12 protein-coding genes and 1 pseudogene are annotated in these 15,969 nt (G+C 33.6%); 10 read left to right on the top strand and 3 right to left on the bottom strand.

The features are described from left to right. Nucleotides 1–146: 146 nt before the first annotated feature. A complete protein-coding gene (locus FTT84_RS14140; protein WP_180081530.1) occupies nt 147–467 on the top strand; it encodes a tyrosine-type recombinase/integrase in 321 nt (106 codons plus the stop codon). Nucleotides 468–571: 104 nt separating this feature from the next. Here the strand turns inward: FTT84_RS14140 and FTT84_RS14135 are convergent, their stop codons facing one another. Further along, entirely contained in the window at nt 572–4,621 is a 4,050-nt protein-coding gene (locus tag FTT84_RS14135; protein WP_180081514.1) for a hypothetical protein, read from the bottom strand. Between the two features lie 1,894 nt (nt 4,622–6,515). Here FTT84_RS14135 and FTT84_RS14130 point away from each other — a divergent pair. Further along, nucleotides 6,516–7,514, top strand: a complete 999-nt coding sequence (locus FTT84_RS14130) for a hypothetical protein (RefSeq protein ID WP_180081516.1) — start codon at nt 6,516–6,518, stop codon at nt 7,512–7,514. Nucleotides 7,515–7,545: 31 nt separating this feature from the next. Here FTT84_RS14130 and FTT84_RS14125 read toward each other — a convergent pair whose 3' ends face one another. Next, nucleotides 7,546–7,884, bottom strand: a complete 339-nt coding sequence (locus FTT84_RS14125; RefSeq protein ID WP_180034666.1) for a helix-turn-helix transcriptional regulator — start codon at nt 7,882–7,884, stop codon at nt 7,546–7,548. Nucleotides 7,885–8,011: 127 nt separating this feature from the next. Between FTT84_RS14125 and FTT84_RS14120 the strand changes: the two genes are divergently transcribed. From FTT84_RS14120 to FTT84_RS14085, 8 genes are all read left to right on the top strand, one after another. Further along, nucleotides 8,012–8,734: a hypothetical protein gene (locus tag FTT84_RS14120; protein ID WP_180081518.1), complete on the top strand. Its 723-nt coding sequence runs from the start codon at nt 8,012–8,014 to the stop codon at nt 8,732–8,734. Nucleotides 8,735–8,989: 255 nt separating this feature from the next. Beyond that, on the top strand, nt 8,990–9,616 hold the full coding sequence (locus FTT84_RS14115; protein ID WP_227591811.1) for a hypothetical protein: 627 nt from the start codon (nt 8,990–8,992) through the stop codon (nt 9,614–9,616). Between the two features lie 11 nt (nt 9,617–9,627). Then, a complete protein-coding gene (locus FTT84_RS14110) occupies nt 9,628–10,125 on the top strand; it encodes a hypothetical protein (protein WP_180081522.1) in 498 nt (165 codons plus the stop codon). A 54-nt stretch (nt 10,126–10,179) separates the two neighbouring features. After that, entirely contained in the window at nt 10,180–10,737 is a 558-nt protein-coding gene (locus FTT84_RS14105; RefSeq protein ID WP_180081524.1) for a hypothetical protein, read from the top strand. Nucleotides 10,738–11,646: 909 nt separating this feature from the next. Next, on the top strand, nt 11,647–13,215 hold the full coding sequence (locus FTT84_RS14100) for a type I restriction-modification system subunit M (RefSeq protein WP_180081526.1): 1,569 nt from the start codon (nt 11,647–11,649) through the stop codon (nt 13,213–13,215). Then, nucleotides 13,215–14,411 carry a restriction endonuclease subunit S gene (locus FTT84_RS14095; RefSeq protein WP_180081528.1) on the top strand — a complete coding sequence of 399 codons (1,197 nt, stop codon included), beginning with the start codon at nt 13,215–13,217 and terminating at the stop codon, nt 14,409–14,411. The genes FTT84_RS14100 and FTT84_RS14095 overlap by 1 nt, the downstream gene beginning before the upstream one ends. Before the next feature lie 61 nt (nt 14,412–14,472). After that, complete coding sequence (locus tag FTT84_RS14090) at nt 14,473–15,324, top strand: hypothetical protein (protein WP_180034659.1); 852 nt, start codon at nt 14,473–14,475, stop codon at nt 15,322–15,324. Nucleotides 15,325–15,354: 30 nt separating this feature from the next. Further along, a complete protein-coding gene (locus FTT84_RS14085; RefSeq protein ID WP_180034658.1) occupies nt 15,355–15,723 on the top strand; it encodes a DUF4431 domain-containing protein in 369 nt (122 codons plus the stop codon). 126 nt (nt 15,724–15,849) lie between these two features. On the opposite strand, the pseudogene FTT84_RS14080 reads toward FTT84_RS14085, so the two are convergent. After that, nucleotides 15,850–15,969: pseudogene (locus FTT84_RS14080) on the bottom strand (IS30 family transposase); the annotation flags it as partial.

Below are 15,969 nucleotides of genomic sequence, written 5' to 3'. Positions count from 1 at the left end.
TGTACATAGTGCACTAGGTTATGTGCCACCTTTTGATTTTGAAGCAATGTACTATGATAAAATTAATCCGTTAGGTCAGGTGGCCTAACTTAAATAAAAAAGTCTCCGACAAACCCGGTACGGTTCAGTTATTTAAATTAAAAGAAATTAGGACAGTATCGGATTTTTTATTTCCTAGCAGAGATAGCCTTATACAGCCAATGAGTGAAGCAACTTTAAATAATGCTTTGAAAAATCTAGGCTATCGAGGTCGGCAAAGCCCTCATGGTTTTCGACATATAGCAAGTACTGCCTTAAACAATCAATTTAGTGATAAGGAACAAGTGATTGAAGCTTGTTTAGCGCATAAAAAACATGGTGTAAAAGCTGTTTATGACAAAGCTACGCATTTAGAAGAACGAATTAAAATTATGCAGTGGTGGGCTACTCACTTAGACGAAATATGTTCAGCTAAAAGAATAATCTAGCTTCGTTTAGGAGGGGATATTCATACTAGCTCAAACTGAATCTGACAGATACCTAACTATAACTAAGATATCTTGTCAAATTTAGTTTGAATAACTGCAAATTATTATATTGATATATCCAAAACAAATATATCAATACGTCCTTTTAATTCACTTGGTAGTTTGTTCTCTAAAATTACTTTTAGCTCTTGAGCTGAGCTAACATCATGATTTTTTTGATTAGCTACTTTTTCATTCATACCAAACCATAATACGAAATAAATTCCCTGTTGTTCTGCATCTGGATGGATCGAATATCTCTCAGCTAACTGCGTTGATGCAGCAATATATAATTCCTTGTGCCATTGGCCTTTGGATTCAAGTACTAGAAGTTTTCTCTGATTATCAATTACTTTAGCAAAAGTTATGTCACAACGATTAGCATGTTGCATCTGATGCTCTAAAGTTACAATAATCCCTTTGTTTGAAAGCCTTAATTTCAATCTATCTGCAACAATTTTGGTAGCATCTACCTCATTTAAATGAATATATTCTAAAATAGTCGATCCATCATATTGCTTATGATAAAAAAGCGAAGGTGATGTTGTATCTCCTCCTCGGAGATCATTTTGATAAAACTCTAACTCTTCTAAAATTAATGCTCTTAAACCTTCTACTGTAATCACACTATCATTATCTAAAAAATTAACGATTTCTTCTGAAGACGGAGCCTTAAAATTAACTAAAGCAAGGTTACGAATAAGGGTCGAACGTATGCTCTTTAAATCTAATAGCATGCCTTCAAATCTTGAATCTGCAATTAAATCATTAACAATTGATAAAGTATTTTCAGAAATATGCTTGGTAAAATTCCAAATTAAATTACTTAAAAACCTGTAAGCTGTTTCATTTGGAGGATCTCCCGTGCCCCAAGAATCAGGTAAATCGACCTTTGGCCACTGATCTATAAACTCATCTAAAATCCACCATATTTTAGTCGGTGTTAATGCTGGCCAAAATGGATGATCACCATGACGAAGACCTTCACTTCTATCATTTAAAATAAATATGATTTTTTCTTGTAACTTTAAATAATTCCAATAAGGCTCTATTTCCATTTCATCAAGAAAGAAAAATGCCCTAACAAACCAGAATATTACTTTCGAATTTATACTTTCTGAATCAGCAGTATGAGTTGTTAGTTGTTCATTTAATTGTTCACAACGTAATACAATTAATTTATTTAATTCATTTCGATCGCAAAATTGTGCACTTAAATCGAATAGTGTTTTTGTAGTTTCTATACTGATATCTTGGTATTGATGCAGCCATTCAAGAGGTAAAGTTGCTTGAAACTCTTTAAATGTATCACTGTAACGTAACCAACTGACTTGTGTATGTTGACAGCCGCTATATGTAAGCTGAGGTTCAATATAATCTTTTATAAATTGTAGTCGACTCTTAGAATCTGGAAAAAGGATTCGGTCAACTTCATTCTTTAGTGCGTCTCGTTCTTCATTAGAAACAGCACTATAATGCATATCAATACCAGTGCGTAATGCCTTGAGCAGCTCTAACTGAACACCTTCAATACTTCCATGCTCTCTGAAGATTTGAATACATGCAGCGTATAATATAACCTCTGAGTGATAACTAATAGAAGAACATTGAGCTTTCGCAAGCTCACTTAAACTAGGAACGTGAGACTGTATAAATGGTAAACAGTTTTTTAGAGCATTCCTTACTAAGTTTTCATCACCAAACTCTATTTCTATTCTTTCAGGCTTATTTAAAATATGTGTTGCAAATCCAATCAAGCAATTCCAATGCTTTCCACTTTCTACAAATTCACGATTTTGTTTTATATAAAGAATATTTTCATTTCTAATCTGTTGTCTTTTGAACTTTCCATTTTTTATACGACGTCTATTCACTATTCTTTGTGTTTCCAAATAGCTTTTTTTAGCAGCTAAATTTTTTTTAGTCCATGCCTTTAAAAATTCATTCTTTTCTCTCGCCTGAATCTTTGCATATCTGCGTAATTCATATATAGGTTCATTTCTATTTGTTGCATGAAAATGATGAGTCTGAACAAAATAAGACCATAAATTTGCATTATTATTTTTAAAAGCCCAATCTAAAATGAAGTAATAGTCTTGTAACCTCAAGTTCAAACCAGAATGGGTATAAGATGATAACGTTTTCCAACTTACTTGATGTATATCTTCAATTGAAGTTATACCATCAAATGCTAACCTGATAAGGTTTTGGCGTAGGTTATCATCGTTTTGTAATACTTTTACAGCAACGCTATCTTCTTCACGCTTTCCACCATGGAAATTTAGATTTTTTAACCAAAACCATATTTTTTGTGGATCATAAGAATTTTTTTCTAGTTCAAAATAACGATCAAGAAGCACTCCGATAATTTTACTTATTCCATTTCGACAATAACAATCATATTGTTCTTTCTTACACGTACAATTAAGATCATGAGATAATTTATCTAGAAGATTTACAACTAGTTCGTAATTAAGATTGGTAATGAAATTTTTAATAAAATAACGTTGACCTATAGTTATCTCTCTTCCAACATTTTCATTTGGATATAAGAAAGTACATTTTTCTAAAAATTTTAAAATTACTTCAAAAGAAAAGGATTTGATATTAATTCTTTCTATCAAATGCGCAACAATATTTAAGGATGATTTTGTGCCTTGTTCTATAAGTCGATTAATGGTCTGTGTTGCTTCATAATTTACTATTTCTGTTAATCTTATTCCTGCTAATTCTCTTATATAATTATCAATGGCCTCGTTCATTAGAATTTCTTCCAATTCAGGTAACAAAGATTCAAGAATTATAGATTTTTCTATTAATTCTAAAACTAACCCACGCAACAAGCCTTTATCTGATTCTGCTAATATGTACTTAACAGTGGTTACGGAATCATTGTCAAAAAATCCTGAAATAGAAAAAGTTCTCCACATATCACTTCTACGGAAATATGGATCCTCTTCAACAAGACATATTAATTTTTCTAATAAATATTTTTTTGATGATGGTAGGAGCTGAGAAGGATCTCCGTTGGCTAATACTGCATAAGGATCAATATTAATTAATGTCTCTTGTATAGATTTATCACCTAAAGCTGCCATCCAAGCCACAAGACCTCTTAACTCATCCCGTACAATTCCATTAGGTGCAATTATTGAAAGACATTGATGCAGTGAAATATTGTTACGATCGGCATTAATTTTTTTAACTAAATAATTAGCAGCTGTAAATTCAGCAATAATTTTATGACTTGGCTGATGTATACTCTCATTTTCTGCTAACTGAAAAAGCCTGCTAGATAATACTGATGAATATAGATCTGTATTATCTAATCTAATTAATGAGTCTATTCGGGGGTACAATGTATCTGAACCATTTACATTAGTACTTACACCCTCTGAGCCAGATAACAGTAATTTGGCAAATATTTCTTCAGTACTTTCTATTTTTTTTACTAATGGTAATTCATTTCTTACATTGAAAGTACTATTTGTCTCTCTTGCCAAAGCCTTAACTGCTTGATTAAAGATAGATTTTCGATCGGAAAATACTCTATTGCTTTCAATATAGGCATCTGCAAAAATCTTTAAAAATTGAGGATTTGAAAGTAATTGTTCTAAATTATATTTCTTTACTTCAGATACAAATATTTGGAAGTTTTCTTCAGCTTTATAATTTTCAAAAATTAGTTGTTGTTCGGATTCATTAAATGGAAATAAACGAAAAACTCTAGGTTCGATTTCAAAAATATCTCTAACTAAACTAGTATAAGACTCTTCCCATTCACTTGACCTACTGGAAATAATTAATTTTGTTGGCTCTAAGTCAGCAGCCTTTCCAAGTAAATTATTGACAGCTGATTGATCTATTCTTACTAACTCATCTAGCGCATCAATAATTAAAATTGAATGTTTATCATGATTATTTCTACTGTTAAATATATTAGCTGTTTTCTTTTTTATACTTAAGTGACTCGAAAAATTCTCTAAAAGTGATGACTTACCTGCACCAGGCTCAGCTAAAATAATGATTATTTGAAATGCTTCTATAACCTCTAGTTCAGTGTATTCTTTTTCATGATCATAAAGCTTTCTTGGTAGATAGAAGTTAGGGGTCATATCAAATAGTTAAAAAATATCAATAAGATCCTTTTTACATTGAAACTTTTTTTGTGTCCATCGTGATATATCATTTTAAAAATAATTTTAGCTTAGATTTTTACAATAAATTGATTTTTACTAAATTGCTTTAGTTTGACTTAAAAGACAAGGCTCGTCCCTAAGGGATCGAGCCTAATGCATTTGTTAACGCTCTTTGTTGAGCAGATGATTACGCCTGTACTGGCGGTTCAATTTTTTCATGCCGACTTAGGCCATATTCCATTTCATATTTCTACTGCTAGGCAATAGTTTTATGCTTGTCTAATCTGGAAGGACAAGCCACGATTTTTTCATGCTGGTGTAGCATTATCCCGATTTAGGTCTCAGGCAAACCCGTATAAATATATTTTCATCAGTGACCAAACTTCAGAATACTTACACTGTACCAATCTCGGCCTAGTCAAGGAGACCAATCCCCGACTGAGAAACACGACCAGTGTTTCATTAACCTTTCTTTTCTACATATTGTCCAACATGCTCACGCATGTGCCGACTCAAGTTTTCGCAATGAGCATCCCGACTGAAAAAATCGAAATGTTTTAGGATTCGCTTTAAGCTAGCTATCTCATTTTATCCAACCGACCTAAAAAACAGAGTGTTTTTAAAAATTACTAATGTTTAAAACATCACTAATAATTAAATATTATTTAGGTCGGGAATTACAATTTCCACAATTCATCTTGAACTAAAGTACCTCAAGTTTAATTGTTTTATATGCGCTACTCACCATCGCTCCCACACTGAAAAAAATACAGCAGACTTTTAACCAATTTAAGCCTTTTTATTCAGTGCTTCCCAAGTTATTTCAAAGTGTCTTAATGTGCAGACCGTTTATCCTCTCGCCTGTATACATGCTTCCTGTTTCCCCCGACCGTAGTTCCTTAAAAAATATCGGGATATGATGTATACATAACTTTGTAAAGGGTAAAACTCTTACACTCCAATCAGCATCTATCGATTAATGCCGTTACACGTTTAAGCTATCCAGCGACCCATTCAGCTTGCGCAAAATGGTGCCAGCTTTTCCAGCGTTAGCCTCAAAGCCCTAGTACCTTACGGCACTCTCAGCAGCCATCGTGATTGGAAATGAGCGTACTTTTCCAAGTAAAAACTTGTTCGATCAAGCATACACATTCAGCTATTAACGGAGACTATCGCACATCCTATGCTGCTCCTGACTGTATCACTTTGAACAGGGTTTCAATGTTCCACTATTTTCATAATTTCACACCTAATCTGGCTATTACTAACCAAATGGCCATTTCACGATAAATCGCTTATAGGCTCCCGTTTCCTTGTCGCCCAACCACTTTTTATTTGCTTGGAACTCTTAAAAAGTGAATGAACGGATAGAAAGAGGATATTGCAATCCTCTAGCCCCCGTTGCAACGTACCGAGCGAGGTTTCCCCAGCAGTCCGCTACATCGGCAGTATGAAAATGGTTAGTCTTATACTCAGGGCAATATGTATCAAAGTTTTTGAATGGTGGTCAGCCATTCAAACCACTTCAAAAAAGAAAGTTGGAATGGATGGTCAATCCACAATTCGATTGATATGCAGCCATATTATCAAAGTTAATTTAATATATCAATAATATTGATATATTATTTAAACAAGTATAAGATTTGCTGATCAAGGTTCGTAATGCGCACTAGGAACTACTTTATTGTCACCTTACAACGTGAGGTGACAGTGCTAGCGCAATTTGATTAATGCTGATTGCTGACGCGCTCAGCAAAATGGGAAATGTAGAGAAAATTATTGTTGATGAACAATTCAAAAATGGATGAAGAAATTTGGACTTAAGTGGATTGTTGATTGACATGAAAAGTGCATAGTTGGATGACATAAAATGATTGATTACAGCCCCCACACAAAATACACCGCACAAAAAATTCAAGATAAGGTCACAAGAGGATCATATTTTTACTGCAAATTTATAGTGCAAACTGAATTAGGTAAAATTGATATTGAAAAGATTATTCATAAATTAACCGAACGCTATTCATTAAATTTAACCAGTCGGCAAAGAACATATCGACTAAAACAAGGATTACCTGTTGCTGATCTCATTGTTCAAGACATTCTTTATAAAGATGAGTGGTTATTTATCTTGTTGATCAAAACCCCTAATAGCCATCGTCACAGCAAAGAAACCATAGGCAAAGTGACTTCAACAACTAGTTCAGCATATACATCAAAAGATAAAATTGCTGAACTTGAACCTGTCATCTGGGACAAAATTACAGTCGGGCAAGAATTAACTTTTATCCGTCAATACTATAAAGACAATGAACAATTTAATTTCATATTAAATAAACCCTATTTAAGCTTAGATTTTGGAAAATATGAGGCTGAATTAGTACGGTTAAGCCATAAAAAATATGCTGAACATCAAACTAAGTTTTACCGTAAAAGTAATAAGAATTTCTCATGGACGTGGCGATTTAAGAAAACTGAAATAGAAAAACAAAAAAGAGAATTAACCCAAATTCTCAATCGAGTGATTTCACAGAAAGATCAGACCAAAGCGGTAAATGATCTTCTTGCATGGCAGCATTATTTCAAAGTTTATGCTGTATTCAGAGGCAATCGACAACAGGCGGGACGTTTATATACCTTCGGGAAACTGTTCTTCTTCAGTCGGAAAAGACAACGGTGGGATCAGGCGCAAATGCCGGTGATGGACTTAACAATCATCGCGCGGTATGAAACCTATGCGGATTCTTATACTGAGTATTGTATGCGTAGATATTTTTATGAATCGTTTGAAGTTGAACTTCCACGAGAGATTTCAACAACGGAAAATTGGCAGTTAATCAATGAATACATTGAAATGCAGGATTTATGAAAAAGTATCAAATATGCTTATATTTCAAATATTATATATTTGTTTTTTTGATATTTAGGGCTGTTTGATTAATAAAATCTAATACTTCCTTCTGCTGTAATTCAGTTAAAAAATGGAGTTTTGTAACAAGTTCTGCCATTAAATTATCTTCAATAAAGAAGTAAGCTACGGGTACTTCTAAAACTTCAGCTATTTTTATAGCCATCAGAAGATCAGGTGCATACTTTCCTGTTTCATATTGATTCATTCGAGCACTAGCCGAAGCTTCATCAATGCCGGCAAGTATGCCTAATCGTTCTTGAGAAAGCTTCTTCGCTTTGCGAGCAACCTTTAAACGCATTGAAAATACATTGGATTTTTTGCTTTCCATATGTTTAATAATCAATTCAAAACTAAGATTCTCTTAGTTTTGAATTGATAAATTACTAAGGATTGCTTAGTATTATGATCAGCATAGCTATACTTTTATAATATTGATTAAACACTCAGAGGGTAAAATGAATAAGAATTTTTTATTTTTAGCGATTTCTTTCGTCTTAATTAACACAACAGGCTGTCAACATATCCAAACAGCAGCAGACAGTACGGTAGGTGCCATATCGAAAGGAGTAAACGCCTATGATGGCTGGGTAAGTAAAGGTACTCAACGCGTATGGGATCAAATGTCAAATACAGAAATACGAAACAAATTTTTAGTCCTTTCAAATAACTCTAATAATAATGTAATTGTTCTAAACCCATCATTGATCAATGATAAATTTAAATTAGAAAAACGTACGATGGGTTCAATCCATTTAGAAAAATATATTAATCATGAAGCAAACTTTAGCGAAGCTAATCGAAAAATTAACAATGGTGTTTATATTTCAGAAAAAGATTTAGCCTCAAAAATGTTTATTGAACAAGCATTAGCAAAAGGACATCAAGTCCGTATGTATAAAAAGAATATTAATAAAGATTTGAACAATGGATTAGTACAATCAATTACCGAGTTTAATGGTGCTGCTAATCGCTATGATGTCGACCCTGCCTTTGTAGAGTTTGATAAAAATGGTAGTCCTGTAGCGATTATGACGCGTTCATGGCAAACAATTTCAGCTATCGGTGTCGATAGCCGCATATACACTAATATTTATTTTGCTCAAGATGCTTTGCGTTGGTTTGAAAATAATTTTTCAAATCGTTATTTAGAAGACTCTTTGATTCGTGTATATAAATAGAAAAAACTTTTTATAAATAGATTATGTCATTGCTTTTTCTTTCTAGAGTGGCTTTGTTGTATAAATACATAAAACACTGATTTTATTATGTTTTAATTTAGGTTAAATTTTAATCAAAACCTTTAAAATCATATAATTATGCAACAAATCCTTCTAGAGTTAATAATCTTCTGCGGATTTTGAGTTAAACACCTTAACTTTTTAATATTTATAAGAGAATTTTTAATTATGCTTAAAATTAGATCGACATTATTAATGCTTACTTCAACTCTTTTAATAGTCAGTTGCTCAAAGGATAGTAATCCCCATGTTCAATCACAAAGTCAGAGTAACGAAAATAGAGCTATTGAGAAAGTAGCTGAAAAAATAGCCCCAGAAGATGATCCTACTTTAAAAGGTACACCTGTTTTAGGCTTTAAGTTAAGGGATTCGACCTTTGATTCAGTAAAGAAGCGATTAAATAATTATAAAATAAATGGTGAGTCCTATGCTGGAGGACCAGTTTTAGAAAATGATGGTACTGGTTTTGATATAGATGGTCTGCTATTTACTCAGTTTGGTTTTGATAAAAATCAAAATTTAGTTTATGTGGGGATGACACTAAGTGAAAATAACCATATGTCAAAAGAGACATACAAAAAAATTGTGAGTTATGTGCAGAAAAATAATTACAAAATTATTCGTGAAAAAGCACCTTTTGTTGGCGATCAAGAAACAGTATTTCTTACTCCAAACAATGAAATGATTACAGTTAGTGCTCCACATATGGGGGGCTTTAAAGTAAATATTGAATATGTTACTCAAGAATTTGAACAGCAAAGAACTCAAATAAATCAAGAAAGTCAACAGAAAAAAAACCAGTCAGAAGCGGCTAATTTTTAAGGAGTACATGTGTGAAAAAATCAATACTATTCACTGCATTTTTCATATTTTTTACTGTAAGAGCAGAGGCAACAACTCTTCAGCAGCAGATTAATAACCGTGTACAAGTATCTATAAAAAATTTGAATTTAGAAAGCAAAAAATATGCTATTGATTCAGACTATTTTAAGTTTTCTCTAAAATCTAAGGAAGTTACCACTGCTGATATTAATAACGATGGAATTAAAGATAGAATTATAGTGCTTAATTTTTGTGAAGAAACGACTTGTCATCCAACAACAATGAGTTCAGAAGTAGCCGTTTTTATTGGTAAAAAAGATCAAAAATTTAACTTCTTAGACTCAAAATATTTTGCTGTGACAGCGAGTATTCAAAAAGATAAGAAGGGAAATATTAACGTTCATCAATATGATTATTTTGAGGATGACGGACATTGCTGTCCTAGTCGTTTAACTAAATTTGATCTTACCGTTAAAGATGGGAAATTAATTTCTAGTAAAATAAATTAAATCTATTACATTCAGAATCTTATTTTAAATTAATGTGCTCTAGGATATTTTTTTATGTATCATTTTATTAATACGGCTTTAACATTGTTTGTAACAGTAGCATCTTCATCTGTAATGGCTGCCCCACAACTATTTAATGTAGAGCTAAAAGGTGCAACACGTGATCAAATTCGCTCAGCATTGCAAAATACCAATGTTAAAGTAGTTCGTGAAGACAACAACTACTGGATAGATAAATACAATTCCAATGCTGTATTAGAAGGTACTACAGAATTAAATTTTGGATATACATCCAATGGAAAATTTGCTTATGCAGAATATAAATTTCCCGTATTTATGGACTCAGGAAAAATTATAGAGGTTGCAAATTTTGTTTCATCAAAATATGGAAAACCGAGCCAACGCTCAGGAAATCCTAGTCTTGGAGAAGCAAGTTTTACCTGGAATTTTAAAAATGGTATGAGTATTACGGCATATCGTGGTTGGCCTGATACTACAACGTATTTGAATTACACAGATAAAATAAATTATTCAAAAATGAACACTGAAATAAAAGCTGAACAAAAACGACAACTTCAACAGAAAGTTCAACAACAGGGATCTGCATTTTAAATGAAGACTTATTGTTGAGTATGTTTCCTTATTTCCATATACACATTGGTGTTATTTTATGAACAATTAAGATTAACATAGCAGGTCTTGCACAGCTCGCTTAGCTTCAAGATGTGATTTTAACTCTACTTAGTAATCAGTGAAATTAGCCTCTTTAGCAGGAACTTTGACCATTCATGATTAAGACTGAAAAGACGGATTCATTCAAACTGACTTATATATATTTCTTTCCAGTGGTTTTTTTCCCATTTTTGAATATTTATCAATTTAGAAATGATACCGATATTAAATCTTGGTTATTTAGAAATTTACTTGTCAGTTTTATAGTTATTTTGATCCCACTTTTTCTTACTTTAAGTAGGATTTGTTGCATAAAGATTGCATAATTATATGATTTTAAAGGTTTTGATTAAAATTCAACCTAAATTAAAACATAATAAAATCAGTGTTTTATGTATTTATACAACAAAGCCCTTTAAGTATGATGATTACAGACTAATATAACTAGTCTGCTAGTCTAGAGCCTTAAAATTTATTCTTTTTAAAATCCTTTTATTTTTTAGGGAGGAGCTTGCCAGTTTCCACGTCATATCTCAAAAACTGAGGATTGGAAATTAATTAATGCATATATTGATGCTGAATATGACCAACTTTAACAAATAATCTTATTATTTGTTTTACTTATTTTTCTTGGTTTAATTATCTATAGCTTTGATATAAGGCTTAATTTAACTTATGATGTATGAGTCCATTTATCACTTTTATATTAAAATAAAACCAATATAATCAATAATACTGATATGTATTTAGTACGACAAATCCTGTCTTCTTCCCTTCAAATTTGCTGAAAAATTTTTATTTATCGGTACACTAGTCATGTTTTATTCTTTTCATCGGACTTATATAACAATGACCCAAGCACAACTTCAACAACTACAAAAACAACTGTGGAATATTGCCAATGACCTCCGTGGCAAAATGGGTGCAGATGAATTCCGTGATTACATGCTGGGCTTTATTTTCTTTAAATATTTGTCTGAAAAGTCTGTTAATTTTGCCAATGAGCTGTTGGATGGCGAAGATATTACTTTCCTTGAGCTTGATGAAAGTAATAATGAGCATGTGCCATATATCGAAGAAATTAAAAAGAACTCGATTAATGAAGTGGGCTATGCCCTATCCCCTAAGCAATTGTTCCATACCATCGCGGAACGTGGTCGTCAGGGTGAATTCATCCTTGATGACATTACAGCGACTTTAAAAGCCATTGAACAAAGCACTTTAGGTTCTGACTCTGCCGATGACTTTGCCAATCTGTTTGAAGACCTCGATTTAAACTCGACCAAGCTAGGTAACACGGCGAATGACCGTAATGAACTGGTTGCCAAAATTCTCAGTCATTTAGACAAGATTGATTTTGATATTTCCAATACTGAGTCGGATGTATTGGGTGATGCGTATGAATATCTGATTGGTGAGTTTGCTTCAGGCGCAGGTAAAAAAGCTGGAGAATTTTATACGCCTCAAACGGTGTCTACCCTACTTGCCAAAATCGTCACCCAAGGCAAGGAGCGTTTACGTTCGGTGTATGACCCGACTTGTGGTTCAGGTTCGTTATTGCTACGGGTAAAACGTGAAGTAAAAGATGTCGATATGATTTACGGTCAGGAAATGAACCGTACCACCTACAACTTGGCGCGCATGAACATGATTCTGCATGACGTGCATTTTGCCAAGTTCGACATCAAGCAGGAAAATACTTTAACCCGTCCGCAGCATTTAGATAAAAAGTTTGATGCGGTGGTGGCGAATCCGCCATTTTCTGCAAAATGGTCTGCCGATCCGTTATTTTTACAAGATGAGCGTTTTGCCGCGTATGGCAAACTGGCGCCAAGTTCTAAAGCCGATATGGCTTTTGTACAACACATGCTGTATCAACTGGATGACAACGGCACTATGGCGGTGGTGTTACCGCATGGCATCTTGTTCCGTGGTTCGAGTGAGGGCGTGATTCGTCAGTATTTGATTGAACAGTTGAACGTGGTGGATGCGATTATTGGTCTACCCGCTAATATTTTCTATGGCACGTCTATTCCAACCTGTATTTTGGTGTTGAAGAAAAACCGTGAGCAGAGCGGCAATATTCTATTTATTGATGCCAGCAATGATTTTGAAAAGCAGAAGAATCAAAACAAGTTATTGCCTGAGCATTTGGATAAGATTGTTGCGGCATTTGAAAAGCGTGAAAATATTGAAAAGTATGCGCATGTGGCGACCTTGCAGGAAGTGAAAGATAACGATTACAACCTGAATATTCCGCGTTATGTGGATACTTTTGAAGCGGAAGCCGAGATTGATTTAGATGCGATTGCAAAACAGCTTCAAGCTTTGGAACACGACAGCCAAAAGGCTGATGCCATCATTGCTGATTTCTGCAAAGAGCTAGGCATTGCTTCACCGTTTGCGGAGGTGAAGTAATGGCTACGCCAAAGTTAAGATTTAAAGAGTTTGATGGGGATTGGTCTGAATCAAAATTAAAAGATTGTATAGATTCAATTGATTCAGGTTGGAGTCCTCAATGCGAAAGTTATCCTGCTGATGAGAATGAGTGGGCTGTTTTAAAAACCACATCAGTAGATTGGGATGGCTTTAAGGCTAATTTTAATAAAAAACTTCCATCTAATTTAGAAGCTAGATTTGAGATTGAGGTAAAGCCTAACGATATTTTGGTTACTCGAGCTGGCCCAACTGAACGTGTAGGTGTAGTGGCAGTCGTTCCACATAATGTACGCTCGAAATTAATGATTTCCGATAAGTTAATTAGATTGAAAGCAAATAATGAGAATAATCCTGAATTTTTAGGAATTAGCCTGTCATCTGTAAAATGTCAAAATCAGCTTCAATCTAAAACTTCAGGATTAGCAAAATCGCAGACAAATATTTCTCAGAAAATTTTATGTGATGTAAGTTTGATGACTCCTGCAAAAGCAGAACAAACCAAAATCGCCTCTTTTCTATCGAACGTGGATGAAAAGATCAGCCAACTCACGCAAAAACATGAGCTGCTGAGCCAATATAAACAAGGCATGATGCAAAAGCTGTTTAGTCAGCAAATTCGTTTTAAAGCGGATGATGGCAGTGAGTTTGGGGAGTGGGAGGAAACAACATTAGGAAAAGTAGTGAACTTTCAAAATGGTAAACGTGTACCTCTTAGTGAGTCAGATAGACAGAAACGTCAGGGAAAATATCGATATTATGGTGCATCAGGCGTAATTGATCATATTGATGATTATATTTTTGATGGTCAATATATTCTCATTGGTGAGGATGGCGCAAATATTATTACTCGATCTTCGCCACTAGCTTTTATTGTTGAAGGCCAATTTTGGGTTAATAATCATGCTCATATTTTTCAATCAAAAAATGGCAGTAATGTTTTTTTAGCAGCATACCTAGAAAGTTTAAATTATGAAAAGTTTAACTCTGGCACAGCCCAACCAAAATTAAATTTAGATAATCTAAAGAAAGTTCCTGTTATTAATCCATGTCTTGACGAACAAACCAAAATCGCCAATTTCTTATCTGCCATTGACCAAAAAATTGAAGTCGTGGCTCAGCAAATTGCACACGTTAAACAGTGGAAAAAAGGTTTGTTACAGCAGATGTTTGTTTAATTTTTTAAAGCCAAATCTTATAGGGAGGTTTGGCTTTTTTGTATTTTATAGAGGGTGGAAAATGAAAAAGCTATTCATAAATTTAATACTTTGTAGCAGTACATTATTTACTGTACCAATGGCAGTCGCAAATACAAAATTCTCAGTCGCTGAGATGACAAAGGTGCAATTAGATACTTTGAGCTTTAAAGAACTTATGCGCCAGTTTTACAGTGGTCAAATGACTCGTGGCTATATTGATGATGAAGAAATTAGTAAAATGCCATATGTTGCATTGGGGCAGGCTGGTGAAGATGAAAATACAACTGTCGCTCTCATGCACCCAGTGCTTGAATATAAAAATAATGCTAATCAAACACGTTATTTGGTCATGATCGAAAAAATTAAAGTAAGTGACGATGGGATTGTTGTGACGTGTCATGCCTGTACAGGTGGAGCTGATTTATTTAGCTTTAAAAAGCTAAATAGTGGTCAGTATCAGTTAGTCAGTCGAAGTAAAGAGGATGCTGAATTTTCAGGTAGTTGGGGGCGAGTTGGTATTGATTTAAATGAGATTTCTGAAAATATTAAACCTTTAGGGAAAAACTTAGTAGGTAGTATTTTCAAAAATGGATATACCAGCACTGGAACAACAGAAACATGGTGGGAAGCATTGCATCTTCCTGAAAATGATTTTATCAATAGCTACAGTATTGCAGATGCAGGAGCAGACAATAGCGGCAGCTATGATGAAGACTCCCCTTTACATTATGCTTATGAAGGGCTTATTGAAGTGGTGAATAATGGGGATGCTTATTTTCCTATTAAAGTGACTTATTCTGGTGAAAAACCTACAGAAGATTATGAGCATATCCGTAAGGTTAAATATAGTAAGCAGATTGAATTTAATCCTATCAAGAAAGAATATAAGTGATTGGTAATCATTAAATTTAGAGCGTTAATTATGAAAAAATTATGTATTTTCTTATTACTTATAGTACCTAGTTTAAGTTTTGCACAGACATTTTATTATGGTGAGCCTGCAACTATTTCAGGCAAATTGCTTCGAATTAAAAGCCTGCACCCAAATCAAGAGGCATTTGGAGGTAATCAGATTGCGGTGACTTTAAATCAGCAGATTAATGTTGATGGTGAAGAAGGTTTGGTTAAAACTAAACTCATTCAATTAGTTGATAATGATCCACGCTATTCCTCTTTGTTTAGAAAAGAAGGAAAATCGGTGCAAATTAAATGTAGTGAGTTATTTAGAAGTCATACAGGTCATCACACCACAAAAGTTTTATGTGTTGTGGATTCAGTGAAATATAAATAATAGAGATATTAAAAATATGGTAGAGCTTGAAGAACAACTTATTCAAAAATATGAAAATATCTTACTAAAAGCACAACAGTATAAAACTCCTGAAAGAGAGATGACAATTTTTGATACAGGGCGAATTCAAACATGAGGTGCGACAGTTTCAAAAGCCTTATGATAATCAACAAGCTGAGCAAATTTCTCTAATGGTGTAAGCCAATCTAACGCTTTTCTAGGGCGAGTATTCAGAGACATGGCAAC

This window comes from Acinetobacter sp. YH01019 (genome assembly GCF_013420285.1).
GTDB classification, from domain to species: Bacteria; Pseudomonadota; Gammaproteobacteria; order Pseudomonadales; family Moraxellaceae; genus Acinetobacter; species Acinetobacter gandensis.
Note: the sequence above shows the minus strand (reverse complement) of the source record. Positions and strands in the feature narration are given on the sequence as shown.

Excerpts from the sequence above, each read along its gene's own strand:
- FTT84_RS14095 (WP_180081528.1), top strand. The coding sequence starts at position 13,215 with ATGGCTACGCCAAAGTTAAGATTTAAAGAGTTTGATGGGGATTGGTCT.
- FTT84_RS14100 (WP_180081526.1), top strand. The coding sequence starts at position 11,647 with ATGACCCAAGCACAACTTCAACAACTACAAAAACAACTGTGGAATATT.
- FTT84_RS14115 (WP_227591811.1), top strand. The coding sequence starts at position 8,990 with ATGCTTACTTCAACTCTTTTAATAGTCAGTTGCTCAAAGGATAGTAAT.
- FTT84_RS14135 (WP_180081514.1), bottom strand. The coding sequence starts at position 4,621 with ATGACCCCTAACTTCTATCTACCAAGAAAGCTTTATGATCATGAAAAA.
- FTT84_RS14120 (WP_180081518.1), top strand. The coding sequence starts at position 8,012 with ATGAATAAGAATTTTTTATTTTTAGCGATTTCTTTCGTCTTAATTAAC.
- FTT84_RS14085 (WP_180034658.1), top strand. The coding sequence starts at position 15,355 with ATGAAAAAATTATGTATTTTCTTATTACTTATAGTACCTAGTTTAAGT.
- FTT84_RS14090 (WP_180034659.1), top strand. The coding sequence starts at position 14,473 with ATGAAAAAGCTATTCATAAATTTAATACTTTGTAGCAGTACATTATTT.
- FTT84_RS14105 (WP_180081524.1), top strand. The coding sequence starts at position 10,180 with ATGTATCATTTTATTAATACGGCTTTAACATTGTTTGTAACAGTAGCA.
- FTT84_RS14125 (WP_180034666.1), bottom strand. The coding sequence starts at position 7,884 with ATGGAAAGCAAAAAATCCAATGTATTTTCAATGCGTTTAAAGGTTGCT.
- FTT84_RS14130 (WP_180081516.1), top strand. The coding sequence starts at position 6,516 with ATGATTGATTACAGCCCCCACACAAAATACACCGCACAAAAAATTCAA.